General features: G+C 71.4%; 21 protein-coding genes. 9 read left to right on the forward strand and 12 right to left on the reverse strand.

All coding sequences use genetic code 11. From position 1 onward, the window contains the following. Positions 1-5: 5 nt before the first annotated feature. The 3 genes from AB0C66_RS11525 to AB0C66_RS11535 are packed head-to-tail and all read right to left on the reverse strand — an operon-like array spanning position 6 to position 4086. Complete coding sequence (locus AB0C66_RS11525; RefSeq protein ID WP_362435994.1) at positions 6-1601, reverse strand: carboxyl transferase domain-containing protein; 1596 nt, start codon at positions 1599-1601, stop codon at positions 6-8. After that, entirely contained in the window at positions 1598-3295 is a 1698-nt protein-coding gene (locus AB0C66_RS11530; RefSeq protein ID WP_362435995.1) for an acyclic terpene utilization AtuA family protein, read from the reverse strand. Before AB0C66_RS11530 ends, AB0C66_RS11525 begins: the two co-directional genes overlap by 4 nt. Next, positions 3292-4086 carry a TIGR03084 family metal-binding protein gene (locus AB0C66_RS11535; protein ID WP_362435997.1) on the reverse strand — a complete coding sequence of 265 codons (795 nt, stop codon included), beginning with the start codon at positions 4084-4086 and terminating at the stop codon, positions 3292-3294. The genes AB0C66_RS11530 and AB0C66_RS11535 overlap by 4 nt, the downstream gene beginning before the upstream one ends. A gap of 178 nt (positions 4087-4264) precedes the next feature. Here AB0C66_RS11535 and AB0C66_RS11540 point away from each other — a divergent pair, with 178 nt between their 5' ends. Together AB0C66_RS11540 and AB0C66_RS11545 are read left to right on the forward strand one after the other, a co-directional pair. Then, a complete protein-coding gene (locus AB0C66_RS11540; RefSeq protein WP_362435999.1) occupies positions 4265-4375 on the forward strand; it encodes a hypothetical protein in 111 nt (36 codons plus the stop codon). Next, positions 4324-4518: a hypothetical protein gene (locus AB0C66_RS11545; RefSeq protein WP_362436001.1), complete on the forward strand. Its 195-nt coding sequence runs from the start codon at positions 4324-4326 to the stop codon at positions 4516-4518. The genes AB0C66_RS11540 and AB0C66_RS11545 overlap by 52 nt, the downstream gene beginning before the upstream one ends. Before the next feature lie 91 nt (positions 4519-4609). Here AB0C66_RS11545 and AB0C66_RS11550 read toward each other — a convergent pair whose 3' ends face one another. From AB0C66_RS11550 to AB0C66_RS11560, 3 genes are read right to left on the reverse strand one after another with little or no spacing between them, the layout of a single operon-like run. Beyond that, on the reverse strand, positions 4610-5077 hold the full coding sequence (locus AB0C66_RS11550) for a DUF2269 family protein (RefSeq protein ID WP_362436003.1): 468 nt from the start codon (positions 5075-5077) through the stop codon (positions 4610-4612). A 2-nt stretch (positions 5078-5079) separates the two neighbouring features. Then, on the reverse strand, positions 5080-5400 hold the full coding sequence (locus AB0C66_RS11555; protein ID WP_362436005.1) for a hypothetical protein: 321 nt from the start codon (positions 5398-5400) through the stop codon (positions 5080-5082). Positions 5401-5458: 58 nt separating this feature from the next. Continuing rightward, a complete protein-coding gene (locus AB0C66_RS11560; RefSeq protein ID WP_362436007.1) occupies positions 5459-6148 on the reverse strand; it encodes a DJ-1/PfpI family protein in 690 nt (229 codons plus the stop codon). A 207-nt stretch (positions 6149-6355) separates the two neighbouring features. Here AB0C66_RS11560 and AB0C66_RS11565 point away from each other — a divergent pair, with 207 nt between their 5' ends. Then, a complete protein-coding gene (locus tag AB0C66_RS11565; RefSeq protein ID WP_362436009.1) occupies positions 6356-7294 on the forward strand; it encodes a helix-turn-helix domain-containing protein in 939 nt (312 codons plus the stop codon). A 149-nt stretch (positions 7295-7443) separates the two neighbouring features. On the opposite strand, the gene AB0C66_RS11570 is transcribed toward AB0C66_RS11565, so the two are convergent. After that, complete coding sequence (locus AB0C66_RS11570; RefSeq protein ID WP_362436011.1) at positions 7444-10359, reverse strand: FAD-binding and (Fe-S)-binding domain-containing protein; 2916 nt, start codon at positions 10357-10359, stop codon at positions 7444-7446. Positions 10360-10545: 186 nt separating this feature from the next. Here AB0C66_RS11570 and serC point away from each other — a divergent pair, with 186 nt between their 5' ends. Continuing rightward, on the forward strand, positions 10546-11664 hold the full coding sequence (gene serC / locus AB0C66_RS11575; RefSeq protein WP_362436013.1) for a phosphoserine transaminase: 1119 nt from the start codon (positions 10546-10548) through the stop codon (positions 11662-11664). A gap of 66 nt (positions 11665-11730) precedes the next feature. On the opposite strand, the gene AB0C66_RS11580 is transcribed toward serC, so the two are convergent. Continuing rightward, the gene (locus AB0C66_RS11580) at positions 11731-12735 is read right to left on the reverse strand and encodes a hypothetical protein (RefSeq protein WP_362436015.1); all 1005 of its coding nucleotides are present in this window, start codon (positions 12733-12735) and stop codon (positions 11731-11733) included. A 283-nt stretch (positions 12736-13018) separates the two neighbouring features. Here AB0C66_RS11580 and AB0C66_RS11585 point away from each other — a divergent pair, with 283 nt between their 5' ends. Continuing rightward, entirely contained in the window at positions 13019-13567 is a 549-nt protein-coding gene (locus AB0C66_RS11585) for a hypothetical protein (RefSeq protein WP_362436017.1), read from the forward strand. A 219-nt stretch (positions 13568-13786) separates the two neighbouring features. Continuing rightward, positions 13787-14779 (forward strand): aldo/keto reductase, encoded by a 993-nt coding sequence (locus tag AB0C66_RS11590; RefSeq protein ID WP_362436019.1) that lies wholly within the window; start codon positions 13787-13789, stop codon positions 14777-14779. Between the two features lie 151 nt (positions 14780-14930). Here the strand turns inward: AB0C66_RS11590 and thpR are convergent, their stop codons facing one another. The 3 genes from thpR to AB0C66_RS11605 all read right to left on the reverse strand — a co-directional run bounded on the left by thpR (position 14931) and on the right by AB0C66_RS11605 (position 17672). After that, positions 14931-15494, reverse strand: coding sequence for an RNA 2',3'-cyclic phosphodiesterase (thpR, locus tag AB0C66_RS11595; protein ID WP_362436021.1), 564 nt, complete (start codon positions 15492-15494; stop codon positions 14931-14933). A gap of 313 nt (positions 15495-15807) precedes the next feature. Next, positions 15808-17181, reverse strand: coding sequence for an MFS transporter (locus AB0C66_RS11600; protein WP_362436023.1), 1374 nt, complete (start codon positions 17179-17181; stop codon positions 15808-15810). Positions 17182-17210: 29 nt separating this feature from the next. Then, positions 17211-17672 (reverse strand): MarR family transcriptional regulator, encoded by a 462-nt coding sequence (locus AB0C66_RS11605; protein ID WP_362436025.1) that lies wholly within the window; start codon positions 17670-17672, stop codon positions 17211-17213. 131 nt (positions 17673-17803) lie between these two features. On the opposite strand from AB0C66_RS11605, the gene AB0C66_RS11610 reads away from it, so the two are divergent. Further along, positions 17804-17989 carry a BrnA antitoxin family protein gene (locus AB0C66_RS11610; RefSeq protein ID WP_254752147.1) on the forward strand — a complete coding sequence of 62 codons (186 nt, stop codon included), beginning with the start codon at positions 17804-17806 and terminating at the stop codon, positions 17987-17989. A 50-nt stretch (positions 17990-18039) separates the two neighbouring features. On the opposite strand, the gene AB0C66_RS11615 is transcribed toward AB0C66_RS11610, so the two are convergent. Then, positions 18040-19506, reverse strand: coding sequence for an NCS2 family permease (locus tag AB0C66_RS11615; RefSeq protein WP_362436027.1), 1467 nt, complete (start codon positions 19504-19506; stop codon positions 18040-18042). Between the two features lie 213 nt (positions 19507-19719). Here AB0C66_RS11615 and AB0C66_RS11620 point away from each other — a divergent pair, with 213 nt between their 5' ends. Together AB0C66_RS11620 and AB0C66_RS11625 are read left to right on the forward strand one after the other, a co-directional pair. Beyond that, positions 19720-19992, forward strand: a complete 273-nt coding sequence (locus AB0C66_RS11620) for a DUF2530 domain-containing protein (protein ID WP_362436029.1) — start codon at positions 19720-19722, stop codon at positions 19990-19992. A gap of 63 nt (positions 19993-20055) precedes the next feature. Further along, a complete protein-coding gene (locus tag AB0C66_RS11625; protein WP_362436031.1) occupies positions 20056-22506 on the forward strand; it encodes a cation-translocating P-type ATPase in 2451 nt (816 codons plus the stop codon). Positions 22507-22509: the final 3 nt, after the last annotated feature.

A 22509-nucleotide genomic window follows, 5' to 3' on the forward strand; every position in this document is an offset into this window, starting at 1 on the left:
TTTCCTCACATCCGGAAGACGCCGAAGCCGCGTGCGCCTTCGACCGGTGCGGTGTGGATGGCGGACAGAGAGAGGCCGAGCACGGTGCGGGTGTCGCGGGGGTCGATGACGCCGTCGTCGTAGAGCCGCCCGGAGAGGAACATGGGCAGCGACTCGGACTCGATCTGCTGCTCGACCATGGCGCGCAGCCCGGCGTCGGCCTCCTCGTCGTAGGGCTGTCCCTTGGCGGCGGCGGACTGGCGGGCGACGATGGACAGGACGCCCGCGAGCTGCTGCGGCCCCATGACGGCGGATTTGGCGCTGGGCCAGGCGAACAGGAAGCGGGGGTCGTAGGCGCGGCCGCACATGCCGTAGTGACCGGCGCCGTAGGAGGCGCCGATGAGGACGGACAGGTGGGGGACGCGGGAGTTGGAGACCGCGTTGATCATCATGGCGCCGTGTTTGATGATCCCGCCCTGCTCGTATTCGCGGCCCACCATGTAGCCGGTGGTGTTGTGCAGGAAGATCAGCGGGATGTCGCGCTGGTTGGCGAGCTGGATGAACTGGGCGGCCTTCTGGGACTCCTCGCTGAACAGCACGCCCTGGGCGTTGGCGAGGATGCCGACGGGGTAGCCGTGGAGACCGGCCCAGCCGGTGGCGAGGCTGGTGCCGTAGCGGGGCTTGAACTCGTCGAAGTCGGAGCCGTCGACGACCCGGGCGATGACCTCGCGGGGGTCGAAGGGGACCTTGAGGTCGCTCGGGACGATGCCGAGGAGTTCGTCGGGGTCGTACTTGGGCGGTTCGGCGGGGCCCGGGTCGGGGTGTGCCTTGCGCCAGTTGAGGCGGTGGACGACGCGGCGGGCCTGGCGCAGCGCGTCCGGCTCGTCGGTGGCGAAGTAGTCGGCGAGGCCGGAGGTGCGGGCGTGCATATCGGCGCCGCCGAGCGACTCGTCGTCGCTCTCCTCACCGGTGGCCATCTTGACCAGGGGCGGGCCGCCGAGGAAGACCTTGGAGCGCTCCTTGACCATGATGACGTGGTCGGACATACCGGGGACATACGCGCCTCCGGCGGTGGAGTTGCCGAAGACCACGGCCACGGTGGGGATTCCGGCGGCGGAGAGCCGGGTGAGGTCGCGGAAGAGCGCACCGCCGGGGATGAAGATCTCCTTCTGGCTGGGGAGATCGGCGCCGCCGGATTCGACGAGGCTGACGACGGGGAGCCGGTTGGCGTAGGCGATCTCATGGGCGCGCAGGGACTTCTTGAGCGTCCAGGGATTGCTGGCGCCGCCGCGCACGGTGGGGTCGTTGGCGCTGATCACGCACTCCACACCGGAGATCACGCCGATACCGGTGACCAGGGAGGCGCCGACCGGGTAGTCGCTGCCCCAGGCGGCGAGCGGGGAGAGTTCGAGGAAGGGGGTGTCGGGGTCGAGGAGCAGTTCGATGCGCTCGCGGACGAGGAGTTTGCCGCGCTTGCGGTGGCGGGCGAGGTACTTCTCACCGCCTCCGGCGAGCGCCTTGGCATGCTCGGTGTCGAGTGCGCCGAGTTTGGCGAGCATTGCCTCGCGGTGGGCCGTGTAGTCGGCGCCGCCGGGGTCGAGCGCGGACGCGAGCACGGTCACAGCAGTACCTCCGGTATGTCCAGGTGGCGTGAGCGCAGCCATTCGCCGACGGCTTTGGCCTGGGGGTCGAAACGGGCCTGGGCGGCGACGCCTTCGCCGAGCAGACCGTCCACGGTGAAGTTCAGGGCGTGGAGGTTGGGCAGGGCGTGACGGGTGACGGGCAGCTCGGCCGTCTCCGGGAGCAGGGCGCGCAGCCGGTCGGTGGTGAGGGTGTGGGCCAGCCAGCGCCAGCCGTCCTCGGTGCGGGCCCAGACGCCGATGTTGGCGCTGCCGCCCTTGTCACCGCTGCGGGCCCCGGCGACGAGTCCGAGGGGGGCGCGCCGGGTGGGCCCCGGCGGGAGCGGCGGTGGCAGGGGCGGTGCGTCGACGGGTTCGAGGGCCCGGCTGCCGGGGGCCGGGGGGACGGTGGCACGGGTGCCGTCGGGGAGGACGGCGGTGTGGGTGACGGCGTCGGCGGGGACGGCGGCCGACTCGAACACACCGTAGGGAGAGCCCTTTCCGGGCGGGGCGGTGACATGGAAGCCGGGGTAGCTGGCGAGGGCCAGTTCGACGGCGGCGGAGCTGACGGCGCGGCCGACGGCGTCGGGGTCCGGGTCGCGGACGACAAGCCGCAGCAGGGCGCTGGCCTCCTCCTGCCCGGCGGCGTCCGGGTGGTCGGTACGGGCCAGGGTCCAGCGCACCTCGGCGGGTCGGCGCGGGGCGAGCGCGGCGTCCAGCTGGCTCTGTACGAGCGCGGCCTTGGCCTCGATATCGAGCCCGGTGAGGACGAACACCACCTCGTTGCGGTGGCCGCCGAGCCGGGTCAGCCCGGTTTTGAGGGTCGGCGGTGGCGCCTCGCCGCGTACGCCGTGCACCCGCACCCGGTCGGGGCCGTCGGGGGTGAGCCGGACCGAGTCGAGGCGGGCGGTGACATCGGGTCCTGGATAGCGGGCCCCGGCGGTCTCGTAGAGGAGCTGGGCGGTGACGGTGCCGGTGGTGACGGCGCCGTCGGTGCCCGGGTGTTTGGTGATCACGCAGGAGCCGTCGGCGGCGATCTCGGCGAGCGGGAAGCCGGGGCGGCGGATGTGGTGGTCGGTGAAGAAGGCGTAGTTGCCGCCGGTGGCCTGGGTGCCGCACTCCAGGATGTGCCCGGCGACGACGGCTCCGGCCAGGGCGTCCCAGTCGTCGGGGGCCCAGCCGAAGTGGGCGGCGGCGGGCCCGGTGACGAGGGCGGCGTCGGTGACCCGGCCGGTGACGACCACATCCGCACCGCCCCGGAGGCAGGCGGCGATCCCGGCGCCGCCGAGATAGGCGTTGGCCGTGAGCACACCGGGGCCCCAGTCGCGGGTGGTGAGCAGATCGTCGCCCTCGACATGGCCGACGCGGACGGCGATGCCCAGCTTGTCCGCGAGGGCGCGGATGTTGTCGGCGAGGGCGGCCGGATTGAGCCCACCCGCGTTGGTGACCAGCCGTACGCCGCGCTGTACGGCGAGGCCGAGGGTGTTCTCCAACTGCCGCAGAAAGGTGGTGGCATAGCCCCGGCCGGGGTCCTTCATCCGGTCGCGGCCGAGGATGAGCATGGTCAGCTCGGCGAGGTAGTCGCCGGTGAGGACGTCCAGCGGGCCACCGGTGAGCATCTCGTGGACGGCGTCGAAGCGGTCGCCGTAGAAGCCGGAGGCGTTGCCGACGCGGAGCGGGGCGGATGCGTCGGTCATGCGGCGCCTCCGCCCGGCAGTCGGCCCTTTCCGGGGGGTCCGGCGAACGCCTGGGCGATGTCCAGCCAGCGGTCGGCGTCCGGGCCCTGTGCGGTGACGGCCACATCGGCGCGATGGGCCCGCTGGGTGACCAGCAGACAGAAGCCGAGGGCGTCCCCGGTCACCCGCTGGGCGGCATCCTCGGGACCGAAGGTCCACACCGTGCCGTCCGGGGCGGTGAGTTCGACCCGGAACTCCTCGGCGGGCGGCTCCAGTCCGCGCGCCGCGTACGCGTAGCCCCGCGCCCGTACGCCGATCAGGGCCACATGCCGCAGCCGGGCGGTGGGGGCGCGCCGTACGCCGAGGGCGTCGGCGATGTCCTGACCGTGGGCCCAGGTCTCCATCAGCCGTCCGGTGGCCACCGACTTCACGCTCATCGGCGGCCCGTACCAGGGCAGCCGGGCGCCCGGCGGTGCCTCGGCGAGTGTCCGGCACAGCCGCTCCCGCCCGACCCGCCAGCGCCGCAGCAGCTCGGCGGAGGGCAGCGCGGCGCCCGCCTCGGCCCCCTCGTCCACGAAGTCGCCCGGCGCCGCCCGCGCCCTGCGCACCTCCGCCGCGAACCCGTCCGGATCGAGCGCGGACTGCGCGGCGCGTTCGTCGGTCCAGGCGAGATGGGCGATCTGGTGCGCGACGGTCCAGCCGGGCGCGGGCGTCCGGGTCCGCCAGCCCGCCTCGTCCAGCCCGGCCACCAGACCGTCCACCTCGTCCCCCTCGGCGCGCAGATCGCCGAGCAGGGCTTCCGTATCGGACACGCGTGGCTCCCGTCGTCGGGTGTGTCATGCGGGCGTTGGGGGTGAGCGTGGCAGCACCGCGAGAAACAATCAAGCATGCTTGCATGATTCTCGGCCGCAGAGACCGGCGCCGGTCTCCGGAACGGCGACGGCGGCGTAACTGCTGCGCTACCTCTCCGACGCCCCGCTGCGGCGCCGGATGACCGCGGCGACCAATGCGGCGACCAATAAGGTCGAGTCGTTCAACCGGTTCTCCCAGTGGCTCGGCTTCGGCACCCGGAGGACCTGGCCCACATCTCGCCGTACCTGACCGAGCACATCAACCGGTTCGGCGAGTACTCCACGCACGAGCTCGGCATCCGGCCCGAGACGTACGACCCGAAGCTCGACGTCGATTTCACCCCGCTGCGTGACCAGGACCTGACGACCGCGGGCTTCGGCCGAGCCGCCTGAGTATCGAAAGACCGCCATGGCCGCTGAACAATACGGACGTTGGATCAGCGCCGTCAGCTGCGGCGCTCGCAGTCGCGGCGAAGGCTCTCCGTCATGCCCCGGTGGTGGATCCGGGACGGATGATCATCAGGACGGTGACCGCGGCCCACAGCAGGTTGAAGACGCCGGTGAGCATGGCCAGATGGCTTGCCGCTCGGGTGGCGGGGCTGGGGGCGGCGTCCTGCAGGGCGGCGAGTTCACGGTCTTGGGTGGGCAGGAGCAGGAGGGCCAGGACGGCGGCGGCTGCGGCGGTCAGGAGAATCGAGGTGATCAGCCATCCGCTGCCCAGGACGCCGAGGCTGCTGGCCGTGGCGAACCCGAAGACGGGCACGGCCATACCGATGGCCGCGTACACGCGGCAGATACGGTGCAGCATTCGCAGGGTGGTGAGCGCGTCCCGGTCGCCGGGGTCGCGGTGGGCGCGGCGCAGGGCTGGGGGGAACATGCTGGCGGCGACGGTGACCGGGCCGATGGCCACGACGGCGGCCAGGACATGCAAGGAGAGGAAGAGTTTTGTCATGGTCAGTGCCGTGTGCCCGCTTGGAGGGTGCGGCGCTCGCCGGTGACCTTCGAGGCTGGAAGGCGTCCGGCCTTGGAGGTTCCCGTCAGAATGTCGCCGTCGATCGTCACGGCGAAGGCCAGGTTCAGCCGCATGGGCTTGGTGACGGCCTGCTTCCACCTGAGCCGGTCGCCGTCGAGGACAACGTCGCTGATAGGTACTTCCTCTCCCGCCCCGTGGGCGCTCCCGATGAGGACACCGTCCTTGCGTCGGAACTCGACCATGGCCTTGATCCTGCCGATGGGGGTGGAGATGGACAGGTCCCAGGTGCCTTCGACGGACATGCTGCTGTTCTTCCTCACGGTGTGGTGCGAGTGGGCGGTGCAGGGGAGTGGCGTCAGGTCAGAGTCGGGCGGGCTCCGGGCCCCTGTTGCGCCAGACAGTGCCGCGGCGCTCATGGGCGAACAGCCCTTCGACGGCATGAGCGATCCGGGGGCCCACCTCGCGCTCCAGGAGATACAGGCCCAGGTCGAGTCCGGACGTGACGCCGGCGCCGGTGACGAGATCGCCGTCATCGACGACGCGGGCGCTCACCGCGTGGACACCGGTGGCGTCGAGCATGTCCAGGCCCATGTGGTGGGTGGTGGCATAACGTCCCTCCAGCAGGCCAGCCATGGCCAGGACGAGTGAGCCGCCGCACACGGCGCTGACCGTCACCTCGGGATTTGCCATCGCAGCCTTCAACAGCGCGGGCAGCTCGGTGGTCAGGGTGCGGCCCAGCAGTACCGGGATGAATTCGTCCTGCTGCCACTGACCGGCCCCCGCGTCGTGGTCAGGCACCTCGCCGGGTTCTCCGACACGGCCCGAGGCGCCGGGGACCAGGATCAGGCCGGCACGCCCGGGGTCGAGGGCGGCAGTGGCACGCAGCGCCAGCCCGCCGGTGCCGCTGACCACCTCGCGTGGCCCTTCGGCGGAGACCAGTTCCACGCTCACTGCGCCTGCGGAAGCAGTGCCGCCCGCGTACAGCACCTCATAGGGAGCGATGACATCGAGCGGATCGAAGCCGTCGAACAAGATGATCTGGGCGTGCATCAGGGGGTCCTTCGGGCACGGGAAGTCCGGCGTGTGCCGAGTACGCCCCCGAACGTAACGGGCTGCCACCTCGTCTCCCAGTGGCATGAGTGCCACTCTTCAACGGGATAGTGCCAACGCCGCGAAGAGGCGCTGAACTGCGGTGAAGTGGAGATTTGGGGACACCAGGACCGGAACTGTCGTCCGGCGGGGCGGTATTTTCTGGCCATGCACACCGTCGCCGTTCTCGCGCTGGACCAGGTGATCCCGTTCGACCTTTCCACTCCGATCGAGGTCTTCACCCGCACCCGGCTCCCGGACGGGCGCCCCGGCTACCAGATCCGCGTGTGCGCCGAACAGCCGGAGATCGACGCCGGTACCTTCACCCTGCGCGCGCCCTGGGGTCTCGACGGGCTCAGGGGCGCGGACACGATCATCGTGCCCGGTACCGCCACACCAACCGCCCCGGTCACTTCGGACGTCTGCGGGGCGCTGCGAGCAGCCGCCGGGGACGGCACGCGCATCGCCTCCATCTGCTCGGGCACCTTCCCCCTGGCCGCCACCGGCCTCCTGGACGGCCTGCGGGCCACCACCCACTGGGCCGCCGCCGACCTCCTGGCCGCCACCCATCCGGACATCGACGTCGACCCGGACGTGCTGTATGTCGACAACGGGCAGATCCTCACCTCAGCCGGCGCCGCCGCGGGCCTGGACCTGTGCCTGCACATGATCCGCCGCGACTACGGCTCAACCGTCGCCGCCGACGCCGCCCGCCTGTCCGTCATGCCCCTCGAACGCGAAGGCGGACAAGCACAGTTCATCGTCCACGACCACCCGCCCACCCCCCAGGGCTCCACCCTCGAACCCCTGCTCACCTGGCTGCAGGACAACCTCGGCCGCGACCTCACCCTCGCCGACATCGCCGCCCACGCCGGAACCAGCACCCGGACCCTGATCCGCCGCTTCCGCGAACAGACCGGCACCACCCCGCTCCAATGGCTCCACCGGGCCCGCATACGCCAAGCCCAACACCTCCTGGAGACCACACACCACCCCGTCGAGCGCATCGCCGCTCAGGTCGGCTTCGGCTCACCCACCGCCTTCCGCGACCGCTTCAAACGCACCACCGGTGTCAGCCCTCACACCTACCGCCGCACCTTCAGCTGACCCAGGCATCACCCACCCTGAAAATGCGACCTCTCACAAATGAGTAGTTCTGAGAGATCGGAGACCCCTACCGGGTCGCGAGGTGCCCGCCGGAAGCACCTGCCGACCCCTACCAGGACGCGCCGCCGCCCCACCCACGGCCGGGCCGGTCAGGGCAGATGCTCGGCCAGGATCTCGGCGAGGTGGCGGGACGGGCGGTCGGTGAGCTGGTCGAGTTGGGTGCGGCAGGAGAAGCCGTCCGCCAGGACCTCGGCGCCGTCCTCGGCGGCCCGCACCGACGGCAGCAGTTGCTCCTCGGCACAGGCCACCGAGATGTCGTAGTGCCCCGCCTCGAAGCCGAAGTTGCCCGCAAGACCGCAGCAGCCGCCGCTCAACTCACCGGTCAGCCCCGCGCGTTCGCGAAGCCGGCGCTCGGCGGCGTCGCCGAGGACGGCGTGCTGGTGGCAGTGGGTCTGGCCGACGACCGGGCGGTCGACCACGGGAGGCCGCCAGTCCGGGGCATGGTCCTCCAGGGCCTGGGCGAAGGTGGTGACGGAGTCGGCGAGTCGGGCGGCGCGGGGGTCGGAGCCGAGGAGTTCGGGCAGATCGGTGCGGAGGGCGGCGGTGCAGCTGGGTTCCAGGCCGACCACGGGGAGCCCGGCGTCCAGGGCCGGGGCCATGACGTCCAGGGTGCGGCGCATCACCGCGCGGGCCCGGTCGAGCTGACCGGTGGAGACCCAGGTCAGCCCGCAGCAGACCGGTTTGGGCGGGACGACCACGCGTAGCCCGGCCGCCTCCAGTACGGCGACCGAGGCCCGGCCGACCGACGGGGAGAGGTGGTTGGTGAAGGTGTCCGGCCACAGCACCACGGTGCGGCCGGTGTCCGGGCCGCCGGTGTCCGGGCCGCCGGTGTCCGGGCCGCCGCTGTCCGGGCCGCCGCTGTCCTGACCGCCGGAGGCCGGGCCACCGGAGGCCGGGCGGCGGGCGGCCACCTCCCGGGCGTGCCGCCGCCACCAGCGGGTGAACGGCTCCTTCGGCAGCACCGGCAGGTCCCGTTCCGGCGCGATCCCGCCCATCCGCTTGGCCAGGGCGGCCAGCGGGGCCACTCCGGAGGCCGCGTTGGCCACCGGGGCGGCGCGCAGCAGGGACGCCGCGCGGAGCCACAGCGGCAGCCAGCCCATCGAGTAGTGCGCGGGGGGCCGCATCCGCCCCTCGTAGTGGTGGTGCAGGAACTCCGCCTTGTACGTGGCCATGTCCACCCCGACCGGGCAGTCGCTGCGGCAGCCCTTGCAGGACAGACACAGGTCGAGCGCGTCGTGCACCTCCTGGGAGCGCCAGCCGTCGCGCACCACCTCGCCCGCGAGCATCTCGTGCAGCAGCCGGGCGCGGCCACGGGTCGAGTGCCGCTCCTCGCCCGTCGCCCGGTACGAGGGGCACATCACGCCCGCGCCGGAGACCGACTCGTTGCGGCACTTGGCGACGCCGACACAGCGGCGCACGGCGGCCGAGAAGTCGCCCCCGTCGTGCGGATAGCCGAACTCGACGTCGACGGGGCGGCGCGGCAGGGAGTCGAAGCGCAGGTCCTGGTCGAGGCGGCGGGGGCGGGCGAGCACACCGGGGTTGAGCCCGCCCGCCGGGTCCCACAGGTCCTTGAAGCGGGAGAAGAGGCCGACCATCTCGTCGCCGTACATCCGTGGCAGCAGTTCCGCCCGCGCCAGCCCGTCGCCGTGCTCGCCGGAGAGCGAACCGCCGTGGGTGACGACGAGGTCGGCGAGGTCGGTGGAGAAGTCGCGGAAGACCCGCACCCCGGCCTCGCTCAGCAGGTCGAAGTCGATCCGGACATGGATACAGCCGTCGCCGAAGTGTCCGTAGGGGGTGCCGCGCAGCCCGTGCTGGCCGAGCAGCCCCCGGAAGTCGCGGAGGTACGCGCCGAGCCGGGCGGGCGGCACCGCGCAGTCCTCCCAACCCGGCCACGCCTCGCTGCCGTCGGGCATCCGGGTGGCGGTCCCGGAGGCGTCCTCGCGCACCCGCCACAGCGCACGCTGCCCGGCGGGGTCGGCCACCACGGTGTGGTCGGTGGTGGCGTCACCGGCGGCGCGGGCGATCTCCTCGGCGCGGGCGTACGCCTCCTCCCGCGATCCGCCGCCGACCTCGACGAAGAGCCAGGCGCCGCCCTTGGGCAGCCCGGACGCCCCGGCCACCAGGTCGGCGGCCATGCCCTCGACGGTGAGCGGCCCGTACGGCAGCAGGGTGTGCGCGGCCTCGGCCGCCGCGCTCTCGTCGGGGTAGCCGAGCACGGCGAGCGCGCGGGCCCGGGGGGCCTCGACCAGCCGGACGGTGGCCTCGGTCAGCACGGCGAGGGTGCCCTCGCTGCCGGTGAGGGCGCGGGCCACATCGGCGTTCTTCTCGGGCAGCAGCTCGTCGAGGGCGTAGCCGGAGATCCGGCGGGGCAGTTCGGGGAAGCCGGTGCGCAGGCGCGCCAGGTTCTCCCCGGCCAGCGAGCGCATTCCGTCGCGCAGCCGGGCGGGCAGCCCGTCCAGGCCCTGGCCGGCGCGCACCCGCTCACCGCCATAGGTGAGGACGTCCAGCGCGTGGACGTTGTCGGCGGTGGTGCCCCAGGCCACCGAGTGGGAGCCGCAGGAGTTGTTGCCGATCATGCCGCCGAGGGTGCAGCGGCTGTGGGTGGAGGGGTCGGGGCCGAAGGTCAGTCCGTGGGCGGCGGCGGCTCCGCGCAGATCGTCGAGGATCACCCCGGGCTGGACGACGGCGGTCCGCGCCTCCGGATCGAGCGCGCGGATGCCCCGCATATGGCGGGTGAAGTCCAGGACGACGCCGAGCCCGGTCGCCTGTCCGGCGATCGACGTGCCGGCGCCACGGGCCACCACCGGCACTCCCCGCTCCCGGCAGACGGCCAGCACCGCCGCCACGTCCTCCGCGTCCCGGGGCGCGACCACCCCGGCCGGTACGCGCCGGTAGTTCGACGCGTCCATGGTCATCAGTGCCCGGCTCGCCGTGTCGAACGAGACCTCCCCGTTGACGGCTCGCCGCAAAGCACGCTCCAGTTCGCCCGCCTCGTGATCAGCCATGCCCCCCATGGTCCATGCCGAGGGCCCCGAAGAGAATGTCCGATGGCGATCAGATGCGGGTTCCGACGCATGCGTCAGCGGGGCGTCAACAGCGGGTGGACCATGACGTCAACAGGATGTGGACAGGTCGTCTCATCCGCTGGACGGCAGGCGGGAGCGAGGCGCCCGACGGACTAGGCTGCGCTCGTGGCTGAGATCCGGATTCCCGCTGACATCAAGCCCGCCGACGGTCGCTTCGGCTCGGGCCCCTCCAAGGTGCGCACCGAGGCGGTCAGCGCCCTGGCCGCCACCGGCACCTCACTCCTGGGCACCTCCCACCGCCAGCCCCCGGTCAAGAACCTGGTCGGCACGGTGCGCGACGGGGTGCGCGAGCTGTTCCGGCTCCCCGAGGGGTACGAGGTCGTCCTCGGCAACGGCGGCTCCACCGCGTTCTGGGACATCGCGACCCACGGTCTGATCGACTCGCGGTCCCAGCACCTGTCCTTCGGCGAGTTCTCCTCGAAGTTCGCCAAGGCCGCGAAGCTGGCGCCGTGGCTGGGCGAGCCCACCGTGATCTCCTCCGACCCCGGCACCCACCCGGAGGCCGAGGCCGAGGCCGGGGTGGATGTCTACGCCCTCACCCACAACGAGACCTCGACCGGTGTGGCCATGCCGATCCGGCGGGTGGCCGGAGCCGACGAGGGCTCGCTGGTGCTGGTCGACGCGACCTCGGGCGCGGGTGGTCTCCCGGTCGACATCGCCGAGACCGACGTCTACTACTTCGCCCCGCAGAAGTCCTTCGCCGCCGACGGCGGGCTGTGGATCGCGATCTTCTCGCCCGCCGCGCTGGAGCGCGCCGCCCGGATCCACGGGTCCGGCCGCCATGTGCCGGAGTTCTTCTCGCTGCCGACCGCGATCGACAACTCGCTGAAGAACCAGACGTACAACACCCCCGCACTGGCCACGCTCTTCCTGCTCAACGACCAGCTGGCGTGGATGAACGGCCAGGGCGGCCTGGACTGGGCGGTGCGGCGCACCGCGACCTCCTCACGCGCGCTGTACGGCTGGGCCGAGGAGTCCAAGTTCGCCACCCCGTTCGTGACCGACCCGGCCAAGCGCTCGCAGGTCGTCGGCACGATCGACTTCAACGAGGACATCGACGCCGGAGCGGTCGCCAAGGCGCTGCGGGCCAACGGCATCGTGGACACCGAGCCGTACCGCAAGCTGGGCCGCAACCAGCTGCGGGTGGCGATGTTCCCGGCGGTGGACCCGGCCGATGTCGAGGCGCTGACCGCCTGTGTGGACTACGTCATCGAGCAGCTCTGAGCCAGAGCGGGAAGGGGCCCGTGACCGCTGCGGCGGTCACGGGCCCCTTTTCGCGTGACGCGCCCCTCAGCGGCGGCGGCGGAACAGCCTGCGCGCGCCGAGGAACAGCACCAGCGCCCCGCCGAAGGTCAGCGCGGCCTTCATCAGCGTCCGGTTCCTGTCGTCCTCGTCCCGCTCGCCATGGCTGCCGCCCTTGGCCCCGCCGTTCCTCTCCTGCTCCTTGGCGGTCGCGTCGGGCAGCAGCTCCCCGTCCAGGGCCTCGGCGCTCACCCGGGAGTACTGGCCCTCGGTGCCGTACATCAGGGTGCCGCCGTCGGTGCTGAAGGTGACGGACTCGCCCTGCCGCTGGAGCGGCAGCCCGGGCTCCTCCTCCAGCTCCTTGGGCTTGCCGTTCCGCCAGCGGTACTCGGCGGCCGAGAAGTAACCGCGCAGCACCAGCCTGCTGCCGTCGGGCGCGAAGGCCCCGTCGGTGACCTCCATGTCGATGGGCGCGATCCGGCGGAAGACGTTCACCCCGGAGGGCGAGAGGGTGTCCGGTCCCTCGTAGAGACCGCCGTCCTCGTCGCTCTTGCTGGCGATGTAGACCTTGCCGGTCTTCGGATGGACCATCATCGCCTCGGCGTTGCGCGGTCCGCCCTGGTATTTGACGGTGAACTGGGTGGCCTTGACGGTCATGTTCCGCAGCTTCTCGGGCTCGGGGAAGCGGTAGATCCACACATGGGACCACTGGCCGCCGAGGTTGTCGCCGATATCGCCGACGTAGACACTGCCGTCCGGGCCGACCGAGATCGCCTCGACATCCCGGGGCTTGCCGACCCCGCGCATCGCGACCCTCGCGACCGTCTTCCCCGTCCTGCTGTCGACCGCGTAGACATACGGCCCGTCCGAGCTGTCGTTGTGGGTCCAGTAGACGCCGGGGTGGGCGCGGCTCGCGGCGAGCCCGCTGGACTCGGCGATCCGGGGGTCCTTGATCTGGAACGACGACGGGGACGAGTCATCCGCCGCGGCGGGGGCGGCGGTGGGCAGGGCCAGCAGCACGGCGGCACCGAGGACGAACGGAAGCGGACGCATGGGCTCAAGCCTGCCATCCCGCCGGAGTGCGCAGGGCACGGATCCGGCACGGCGGACGGGGACGCGGCCCGCACCGGTCGGCGGCGGGGAACCCGGCGCTTAACGCCGCCCGTTCCGGGAAGACAACGGACGTCCAATTCTCGTGGAAATCCAAAGGCATTCCTGAACCGCAGATAATTTGATCTGATCCGGGGATCATTTCGCAGAAAATTTATCGGTCATTGACGGCATAGCGGGCGGTGGCATTGCATTCAAGAATGCGCCCGCTCTACGGTCTCTGCTCATGAGCGATTACAGCCAGTCCTCCTATGCGCAAACCGCGCAGCCCGGCTATCCGGGCACTCCGCAGCACGGCGGCGGCGCCCAGGCCGCACCGTCGAAGAAGTTCGCGATCCTCGGGATCGTGGGTTCCCTCATCGCCCTGGTCGGCTCACTGGTGAACTGGATCGTCTCCGGCAAGGACACGGCGGACGGCGGTGTCAAGGGGATGGACGGCGACGGCGTCATCACGCTGATCATCGCCCTGGTCGCGACCGTGCTCTTCCTCATCACCCTGGCCCGCCGGAAGGGCCCGCTCTACCTCGGCGGCGGGCTGCTGGGCGTGGCCGCCGCGATCGTCGCCGGCATCAACATGGCCGACCCGGCGCGGCTGCTCGCCCAGAAGATGGAGGACGAGGGCGCGCCCGCCGACGCGGCCGAGAAGGCCGCCGGGCAGATGGTGGACCAGCTGGACATCACCGCCGGTCCGGGAATCTACATGGTTCTGATCGGCGGTCTGCTGGCCCTCGCCATGGGCGTCCTCGGATTCATGAAGTCCCGTAACAGCAACTGATTCACATTTCTCTCACACTTCCGTCGCGCCAGTGGGATCCGACGGAAACCGCAGGCCCGCATTTTGACCGCACGGGGGGTCAAAACGCGGGCCCTTCGGATTTTCCGTACCAGAATTCGCGGCGCTTTCCGCGGAGTCCTTCGGTACCGCGGGCACGTCCCCCCGCTCCCCGGCACTGCCCCCTTGATTGGAGCGCACTCCAAGGGCTTGGCTGAGTCCATGAAGTACACGCAGCTCGGACGCACAGGTCTCAAGGTCAGCCGACTGGTGCTCGGCACCATGAACTTCGGCCCGCAGACCGACGAGGCGAACAGCCACGCGATCATGGATGCCGCGCATGACGCGGGGATCAACTTCTTCGACACCGCCAACGTCTACGGCTGGGGTGAGAACAAGGGCCGCACCGAGGAGATCATCGGCAGCTGGTTCGCCCAGGGCGGCGGCCGGCGCGAGAAGACCGTCCTCGCCACCAAGGGCTACGCGCATATGGGCACCGGCGACGTCTGGCCCAACGAGGACAAGCTCTCGGCCGTCAACATCCGCCGGGCCGTGGACGCCAGCCTCAAGCGGCTGCGCACCGACCATATCGACCTGTACCAGTTCCACCACGTCGACCGCTCCACCCCGTGGGACGAGATCTGGCAGGCGATGGACGTCCTGGTCCAGCAGGGCAAGATCCTTTACGTGGGCTCCTCCAACCACGCGGGCTGGCATATCGCCAAGGCCAACGAGACGGCCCGGCGCCGCGGTTCCCTCGGTCTGGTCAGCGAGCAGTGCCTGTACAACCTGGCCGAGCGCCGCGCCGAGATGGAGGTCATCCCGGCCGCGCGGGACTACGGCCTCGGGGTGATCCCCTGGTCGCCGCTGCACGGCGGGCTGCTCGGCGGCGCGATCCGCAAGGAGCGGGAGGGCGGCGGCGGCCGGACCGCCTCCGGGCGCAGCGCCGACGCGCTGAGCAACACCGCGGTACGCGATCAGGTGCAGGCGTACGAGGACCTGCTGGACAAGCACGGTCTGGAGCCCGGTGAGGCGGCGCTGGCCTGGCTGCTCGCCCGGCCCGGGGTGACCGGCCCGATCGTCGGCCCGCGCACCGCCGAGCAGTTGGCGTCGGCGGTCCGGGCGACCGAGCTGACGCTGAGCGAGGAGCTGTTGCGCTCGCTGGACGAGATCTTCCCCGGTCCCGGCCCCTCCCCCGAGGCGTTCGCCTGGTAGCCGCCCCGGCGGGCGGATGCGCGGCCGCGCGCGGTGGGGTCAGCCCCCGAGCGCGGCCGCCACGGCTACGACAAGGAGCACCAGCACCAGCGCACCGCTCATGATCATGTTTCTGGTCTTCGGGTCCACCCCCTGAGACTAGCCGGGCCGCTCAGCGGCCCAGCGGCCAGGCCGCCACCACCTCGTAGCGGGGCTGCCGACCGGCGACCCCGGGGGTCGGCGGATGGCTGCGGACCAGGCTCAGTTCCCGTACCGGCCACACCCGGCCCGTGAAGTCGGCCAGCCCGGCGACATAGGGCGCGAGGCTGGTGTCGCCGCGGTTGCGGGCGATCGTCAGATGCGGGTGGTACGGCCGGTGCCGGTCCATCGGCACCCCGGCCCGCCGGGCCCCGGCCTCGGCCGAGTCGGCGAGCCCCTTCAGGGCCGCGCCGTCACCGTCCACCCCGACCCACACCACCCGGTCCGAGAACCGGCCGCCGCCCGCGAGCCGCAGCCGATGGGGTTCATGGCGGTGGGCGGCGCGGGCCAGCCGGGTGTGCAGCTCGGGCAGCACACCCTCGTCCACCTCGCCGAAGAAGGCGAGGGTGAAGTGCCAGCCCGCCCGCTCGGTCCAGCGCAGCGCGTCGGCACCCGGCAGCGCGTGCAGCGTGTCCACCCGGTCGGCCAGCTCGGCGACGGCCTCCTCGGGCGGCAGCACGGCGGCGAAGAGTCTCACCCGCCCAGTCTCCCGCAGCCACCCCCGACCCGATGCCGGTTCGCGCCCCCGGCGCCACCCCGGCGGCGTAGCCGCACCCGGCACCCACGGAAGCGGCCCGTCGCGCACCCCACTCGCCGTCGCGGGCGGAAGGGTCCCGTCCGGCACGGACAGGAACGGTTCGCCGGGCGCATGGCGGCGCCGGGATGCCCGCCGAGTGCCCACGTCGACCAGGACCACGGAGGCGCCTCCGCCTTCGCCGGCCGAACCGGCCGCCGCGGCGGCCGGTCGTCGCACACGCCCCTCGTCGTCGCGCGGGCCGCATGGCCCCTCGCTACGCCGCGGGGGCCAGGCGTTCGCCTTCGGTTCGGGGGACGAAGACCACACGGGGGTGGCCCCGGCGCAGATCCAGCTTCATGCGCAGGTTTCCGGCCCGGACCAGGATCAGGCCCACCACGGCCGCCGCCGCGGCCGAGACCAGGCCGCCCGCGGCGAAGCCCACCCGGGCGCCGAAGGCGTCGGTCAGCCAGCCGACCAGCGGGCCGCCGAAGGGGGTGCCGCCGACGAAGACCATCATGAACAGGCTCATCACCCGCCCCCGCATCGCGGGATCCGTCGCCAGCTGGACGCTGGAGTTCGCCGTGACGTTGAAGGTCAGGCTGAAGATGCCGATCGGCACCATGAGCGCGGCGAAGAGCCAGAAGACCGGGGTCACCGCCGCGGCCACCTCCAGCACACCGAACAGCAGCGCCGCCATGATCAGCAGCCGCCGCCGGGCCACCACCCGGCGGGCCGCCAGCAGCGCACCGGTGACCGAGCCGATCGCGATCAGCGTGTTGAGGAGACCGTAGGTGCCGGGACCGGCGTGGAAGACATCGTCGGCGAAGGCGCTCAGCCAGATCGGGAAGTTGAAGCCGAAGGTGCCGATGAAGCCGACGAGCACGATCGGCCAGATCAGATCGGGCCGTCCGGCCACATAGCGCAGCCCCTCGCGCAGCTGGCCCTTGCCGCGCGGGGCGCGCTCGACGGTGTGCAGCTCACCGGTGCGCATCATCAGCAGACCGATCAGCGGGGCGCCGAAGGACAGACCGTTGATCAGGAACGCCCAGCCGCTGCCCACGGCGGTGATCAGCACACCGGCGATGGCCGGGCCGACCAGCCGGGCGGACTGGAAGTTCGCGGAGTTGAGGCTGACCGCGTTGCGCAGGTCGTGCGGGCCGACCATCTCGTTGACGAAGACCTGCCGGGTCGGGTTGTCGACCACGGTGACCATGCCGAGCAGGAACGCGATCAGATAGACGTGCCAGACCTGCACATGGCCGCTCAGGGTGAGCACCGCGAGGGCAAGACCGCACAGCCCCAGCGCGGTCTGGGTGAACAGCAGCAGCCGACGGCGCGGGTAGCGGTCCGCGATCACTCCGCCGTACAGACCGAAGAGCAGCATCGGCAGGAACTGGAGCGCGGTGGTGATACCGACCGCGGTGGAGGAGCCGGTGAGGCTCAGCACCAGCCAGTCCTGGGCGATCCGGGACATCCAGGTACCGGTGTTGGATATGACGGCGCCGGTGGCGAAGAGGCGGTAGTTGCGGATGCGCAGCGAACGGAAGGTGCCGCCCTTGGCGCGCCCTGCCGCGGCCGCGCCGGTGGTACGTGAGTCGGAGTGGGGTTGCGGTGCGGGTGCGGAGTCTGCTCCGGGTCCCGTACTCAAGTGGCGTCGCCTCCTGATGGCTCGGGTTCTTACAAGTGCGCGAGCTTCTCCAGCACGGGCGCGGCGGCGCGCAGCGCGTCCCACTCCTCTTCGGACAGCTTTCCGACCAGCTCGGCCAGCCAGGCATTGCGCTTGCGCCGGCTCTCCTCGAGCATGGCCTCCGCCCGCTCGGTCTGCGAGACGACCTTCTGCCGCCGGTCCTCCGGATGCGGCTCCAGCCTGACCAGTCCCTTGGCCTCCAGCAGCGCCACGATGCGGGTCATCGACGGTGGCTGGACATGCTCCTTGCGGGCCAGCTCACCGGGGGTGGCGCTACCGCACTGGGCGAGGGTGCCCAGGACCGACATCTCGGTGGGACTGAGCGACTCGTCCACCCGCTGGTGCTTGAGCCGCCGGGACAGACGCATCACTCCGGAGCGCAGCGCGTTCACGGCGGTCGCGTCGTCTGGCGGTGTCTCCGCCGAGGTCTGGAGACGGGACGGATCCGGCATGGTCTTTAGCATAACTCATTACCTCCCCTAAGGAAACCCGCGGAACCTCTCCCCTATCGTGTCACCCAAAAGAGTGAGACGACTCCGAAAAGTGACGCACGGGAGCCCGCGGGGCGGCGACTCTTGGCCGCATGGGATCGAAGGTGCTCAGCCTGCGGATGGACGGTGAGCTGCTGGACCGGATCCGGCAGCACGCCGCGAAACGCGGAATGAGCGTCCAGGACTACGTCATCCGGACGCTCATTCGCGAGGACTTCGACGAGCGTTTCAAGACGTCCGTCGACGAGACGGAGCGCTTCTACGGCCAGGTCGGCTGACCCGGCCGGGCCCCGGCGGAAGCCGGGGCACGCACTCCGGACGGGGTGGATCAGGTCACCCCGAGCGCCTGCTCGATCGGGTGGAGCAGGAAGTAGACGAGGAAGCACAGCCCCACCACGCCCAGCAGCCACGGGATCTCCCGGGTGCGGCGGGTGGCGAACCGCAGCAGCAGGAAGGCCAGCACACCGATGCCGATCCCATTGGTGATGCTGTAGGTGAACGGCATCGAGATCATGGTCAGGAATGCCGGGATCGCGATGGTGAAGTCGCTCCAGTCGATCTCCTTGACGTTCGCCGCCATGATCAGGAAGCCGACGACCACCAGCGCGGGCGTCGCCGCCTGCGACGGCACCACCTGGGCCAGCGGGGTGAAGACCAGCGCGAGCAGGAAGAGCCCGCCGGTCACGATATTGGCGAGCCCGGTCCGCGCACCCTCCCCGACCCCCGCCGTGGACTCCACGAAACAGGTGTTGGCCGACGCCGAGCCGAAGCCGCCGCCCGCGACCGCGATACCGTCCACCATCAGGATCCGGCCCATGCCCGGCAGCTGACCGCGCTCATCGGTGAGCTCGGCCTCCTCGCCGACGCCGATGATCGTGCCCATCGCGTCGAAGAAGCCGGACAGCAGCACGGTGAAGACGAAGAGACAGCCGGTGAGGATCCCGACCTCATGGAAGCCGCCGAACAGGCTGACATCACCGATCAGCCCGAAGTCCGGGGTGCCCACCACCTTCTCCGGGACGTTGGGGACGGTCAGCCCCCATGCCGCGTCGGGGATGTCGACCAGCGCGTTGGCCGCGACCGCGGCCACGGTCATCGTCACGATGCCGATCAGGATCGCCCCGCGCGTCTTGCGGACGACCAGCACGAAGGTGAGCGCCAGCCCCACCACGAAGATCAGCACCGGCCAGCCCTGGAGCTTGCCCTCGATCCCGAGCCCCATCGGCACGGTGGTGTGGGCCGCGTCCGGGTTGCGGGTCACAAAACCCGCGTCGACCAGGCCGATCAGGGCGATGAACAGCCCGATACCGATCGCGATGGCCCGCCGCAGTCCACCGGGGATCGCGTCCATCACCCGCTGTCGCAGCCCGGAGGCCACCAGGATCATCAGCACCAGGCCCGCCAGGACCACCATGCCCATCGCGTCCGGCCAGCTCATCTTGGGGGCGAGCTGGAGCGAGACCACCGCGTTGATACCGAGGCCCGCGGCGAGCGCGATGGGGACATTGCCGATGACCCCCATGAGCAGCGTGGTCAGCCCCGCCATCAGCGCGGTGGCGGTGACCAGTTGGCCATGGTCGAGGTGCTGATGGAACTTGTCCTCACCGGCCTGGAGGATGATCGGGTTCAGCACGACGATGTACGCCATCGCGAAGAACGTGGCCAGACCGCCGCGGAGCTCCCGGGAGAGCGACGAGCCGCGTTCGCTGATCTTGAAGAACGTGTCGATGCCCTTGGTGGGCGGAGCCGGGGTCTGCCGCTTGGCGTCGGCCGGCGCGGGGGCCGAGGGAGACATAAGGACCTCAGTGGTGCGTGAACATCAACAGTGGGTCCTTTGGATGATCGAACAAGAGATGCCGACTCAGACCCGGAACGGTTCAGTATGAATATATAAATGGCCGAACGCCAAACGTCTGCCCTGAGCTGCCCGGATACCGCGGTCCCGGTGCCGGACCGGCCCGGTGGCCACCCCCGGACCGGCGCCGCGCCCGGCCCGTAAGCTGTGCTCATGACGAAGTGGACCCCCAAGCACGAGGCGCCGCCGCCCCTGGAGGGCAACGTCGTGGCGACCATCACCGGCGGCACGCTCGTGTGGTTCGTCCTCTTCCTCGTCCAGCTCCCCTTCTACGGCTGGTACGCCGACCACGGCCATCTGTGGTGGCTGTGGACCTGCCTGGCCGGTGCCGGCCTCGGGCTGATCGGCATCTGGTACGTCCGGGCCCGTGAGGCCGCGATCCGCCGCTCCGGGGACGGTCTGACGAGCGGCTCCGGGAACGGCTGACAAGCGGGCCGTCGCGCGCTCCAGGACAGGTGAGCGGCCCGCCGCGCACGTACCGTCGAAGGCATGCCGGACCGGGCTGCCCCGGGACTGACCGCCGCCGAGGTCGCTGAGCGCGTCGCACGCGGTGAGGTCAACGACGTCCCGGTGCGCTCCTCGCGCTCGGTCACCGAGATCGTCCGCGCCAATGTCTTCACCCGCTTCAACGCGATCATCGGCGTACTGTTCCTGATCATCCTGGTGGTCGGTCCGATCCAGGACGGACTCTTCGGCTTTGTGATCGTGGCCAACACCCTCATCGGGATCGTCCAGGAGCTACGGGCCAAGAAGACCCTCGACTCGCTCGCCGTCATCGGCGAGGCCCGGCCCACCGTCCGCCGGGACGGCACCGCCACCGAGATCCCCACCGGCCGGATCGTCCTCGGTGACCTCATCGAACTGGGCCCCGGCGACAAGTGCGTCGTGGACGGTGACGTCACCGAGGCCGAGGGGCTGGAGATCGACGAGTCACTGCTCACCGGCGAGGCCGACTCGGTGCTCAAACGGCCCGGCGACACCGTGATGTCCGGCAGCTTCGTGGTCGCGGGCGGCGGCGCCTACACCGCCGCCCGGGTCGGCCGCGAGGCGTACGCCGCCCAGCTCGCCGAGGAGGCGTCCCGCTTCACCCTCGTCGCCTCCGAATTGCGCAGCGGTATCAGCCAGATCCTGAAGTATGTGACCTGGATGATGATCCCGGCCGCGATCGGCCTGGTGATCAGCCAGTTCGTGGTGAAGGGGAACGACTGGCGGGAAGCGGTGCGGCGGATGGTCGCCGGGATCGTGCCCATGGTCCCGGAGGGGCTGGTGCTGCTCACCTCCGTCGCCTTCGCGATCGGGGTGATCCGGCTGGGCCGTCGGCAGTGCCTGGTGCAGGAGCTGCCCGCGATCGAGGGGCTGGCCCGGGTGGACGTGGTCTGCCTGGACAAGACCGGCACCCTCACCGAAGGCGGCATGGACGTCCGCGAGCTGCGGCTGCTCAACGGGCACGACGGCGGACACGAGGGGTACGAGGCGTACGTGGGGCAGGTGCTGGGCGCCCTCGGCGCCACCGACCCCCGCCCCAACGCCAGCCTCCAGGCGATCATCGACGCCTATCCGCGCCCGGACGGAGGCGACGGGGCCGAGGGCGACGGCTGGCGCTCCCGGGACGTGCTGCCGTTCTCCTCGGCCCGCAAGTACAGCGGCGCCACCCTCGACGCCCCCGGCGGCGACCGCGCCACCTGGCTGCTCGGGGCGCCCGAGGTGCTGCTGGCCGAGGGCGATCCGGCCCTGGGCCAGGTGGACGAGTTGAACGCGGGCGGGCTGCGGGTGCTGCTGCTGGCCCGTACCGAAGCTCCCGCGGAGAACGCCACCGACACCTCGGAAGGCCACCCGGACGGCCGCTCGGACGGCCCGTTGGACGGCCCCCGGGCGGTGACCGCGGTCGCCCTTGTCGTCCTGGAGCAGCGGCTGCGGCCGGACGCCGCCGACACCCTGCGCTACTTCGCCGACCAGAAAGTCGCCGCGAAGGTGATCTCCGGTGACAACGCCGTCTCGGTCGGCGCGGTCGCGGCCAAGCTGGGCCTGCCCGGCGCCGCGCAGGCCCTCGACGCACGGCGGCTGCCCGCCGAGCGGACCGGGATGGCCACGGCCCTGGAGGACGGCACGGTCTTCGGACGGGTCAGCCCGCGCCAGAAGCGGGACATGGTGGGCGCGCTCCAGACTCGCGGCCACAACGTGGCCATGACCGGCGACGGCGTCAACGACGTACTGGCGCTGAAGGACGCGGATATCGGCGTCTCGATGGGCTCGGGCAGCGAGGCGACCCGCGCGGTCGCCCAGATCGTGCTGCTCGACAACAGCTTCGCCACTCTGCCGTCGGTGGTCGCGGAGGGCCGCCGGGTGATCGGCAACATCGAGCGGGTGGCCCGGCTCTTCCTGGTCAAGACCGTCTACTCGGTGCTGCTCGCGGTGCTGGTGGTGTGCGTCCGGGTGGAGTACCCGTTCCTGCCCCGCCATCTGACGCTGCTGTCCACGCTCACCATCGGCATCCCCGCGTTCTTCCTGGCGCTGGCGCCCAACAAGGAGCGTGCCCGGCCGCGCTTCGTGCGCAGGGTGATGCGGTACGCGATCCCCGCCGGGGTGATCGCGGGGGCCGCCACCTTCACCGCGTATCTGCTGGCCCGTCACCACTACACGGGCCGGGGCGCGCTCCAGGCCGAGACCAGCGCGGCCACCCTGACGCTGTTCCTCATCGCGCTGTGGGTGCTGGCCATCGTGGCCCGGCCGTACACCTGGTGGCGGATCGGGCTGGTGCTGGCGATGGCACTGGGCTTCCTGATCGTGCTGGCCACCCCGTGGCTCCAGCACTTCTTCGCACTGCGCCTGGTGGGGACGGCGATGCCGTGGGCGGCGGTGGGCATCGCCGCCGTGGCCTCGGCGGTGCTGGAGTGGGTATGGCGCCGGATCGCCGCGGGCGGCGGCGATCCGGCGTCCTGAAGC

Source organism: Streptomyces sp. NPDC048636, from assembly GCF_040650655.1.
Classification (GTDB): domain Bacteria; phylum Actinomycetota; class Actinomycetes; order Streptomycetales; family Streptomycetaceae; genus Streptomyces.

Excerpts from the sequence above, each read along its gene's own strand:
- AB0C66_RS11605 (WP_362436025.1), bottom strand. The coding sequence starts at position 17,672 with ATGCCGGATCCGTCCCGTCTCCAGACCTCGGCGGAGACACCGCCAGAC.
- AB0C66_RS11550 (WP_362436003.1), bottom strand. The coding sequence starts at position 5,077 with ATGACAAAACTCTTCCTCTCCTTGCATGTCCTGGCCGCCGTCGTGGCC.
- AB0C66_RS11580 (WP_362436015.1), bottom strand. The coding sequence starts at position 12,735 with ATGCGTCCGCTTCCGTTCGTCCTCGGTGCCGCCGTGCTGCTGGCCCTG.
- AB0C66_RS11615 (WP_362436027.1), bottom strand. The coding sequence starts at position 19,506 with ATGTCTCCCTCGGCCCCCGCGCCGGCCGACGCCAAGCGGCAGACCCCG.
- AB0C66_RS11570 (WP_362436011.1), bottom strand. The coding sequence starts at position 10,359 with ATGGCTGATCACGAGGCGGGCGAACTGGAGCGTGCTTTGCGGCGAGCC.
- AB0C66_RS11555 (WP_362436005.1), bottom strand. The coding sequence starts at position 5,400 with ATGTCCGTCGAAGGCACCTGGGACCTGTCCATCTCCACCCCCATCGGC.
- AB0C66_RS11620 (WP_362436029.1), top strand. The coding sequence starts at position 19,720 with ATGACGAAGTGGACCCCCAAGCACGAGGCGCCGCCGCCCCTGGAGGGC.
- AB0C66_RS11610 (WP_254752147.1), top strand. The coding sequence starts at position 17,804 with ATGGGATCGAAGGTGCTCAGCCTGCGGATGGACGGTGAGCTGCTGGAC.
- AB0C66_RS11560 (WP_362436007.1), bottom strand. The coding sequence starts at position 6,148 with ATGCACGCCCAGATCATCTTGTTCGACGGCTTCGATCCGCTCGATGTC.
- AB0C66_RS11530 (WP_362435995.1), bottom strand. The coding sequence starts at position 3,295 with ATGACCGACGCATCCGCCCCGCTCCGCGTCGGCAACGCCTCCGGCTTC.
- AB0C66_RS11585 (WP_362436017.1), top strand. The coding sequence starts at position 13,019 with ATGAGCGATTACAGCCAGTCCTCCTATGCGCAAACCGCGCAGCCCGGC.
- AB0C66_RS11540 (WP_362435999.1), top strand. The coding sequence starts at position 4,265 with ATGACCGCGGCGACCAATGCGGCGACCAATAAGGTCGAGTCGTTCAAC.
- AB0C66_RS11590 (WP_362436019.1), top strand. The coding sequence starts at position 13,787 with ATGAAGTACACGCAGCTCGGACGCACAGGTCTCAAGGTCAGCCGACTG.
- AB0C66_RS11565 (WP_362436009.1), top strand. The coding sequence starts at position 6,356 with ATGCACACCGTCGCCGTTCTCGCGCTGGACCAGGTGATCCCGTTCGAC.
- AB0C66_RS11625 (WP_362436031.1), top strand. The coding sequence starts at position 20,056 with ATGCCGGACCGGGCTGCCCCGGGACTGACCGCCGCCGAGGTCGCTGAG.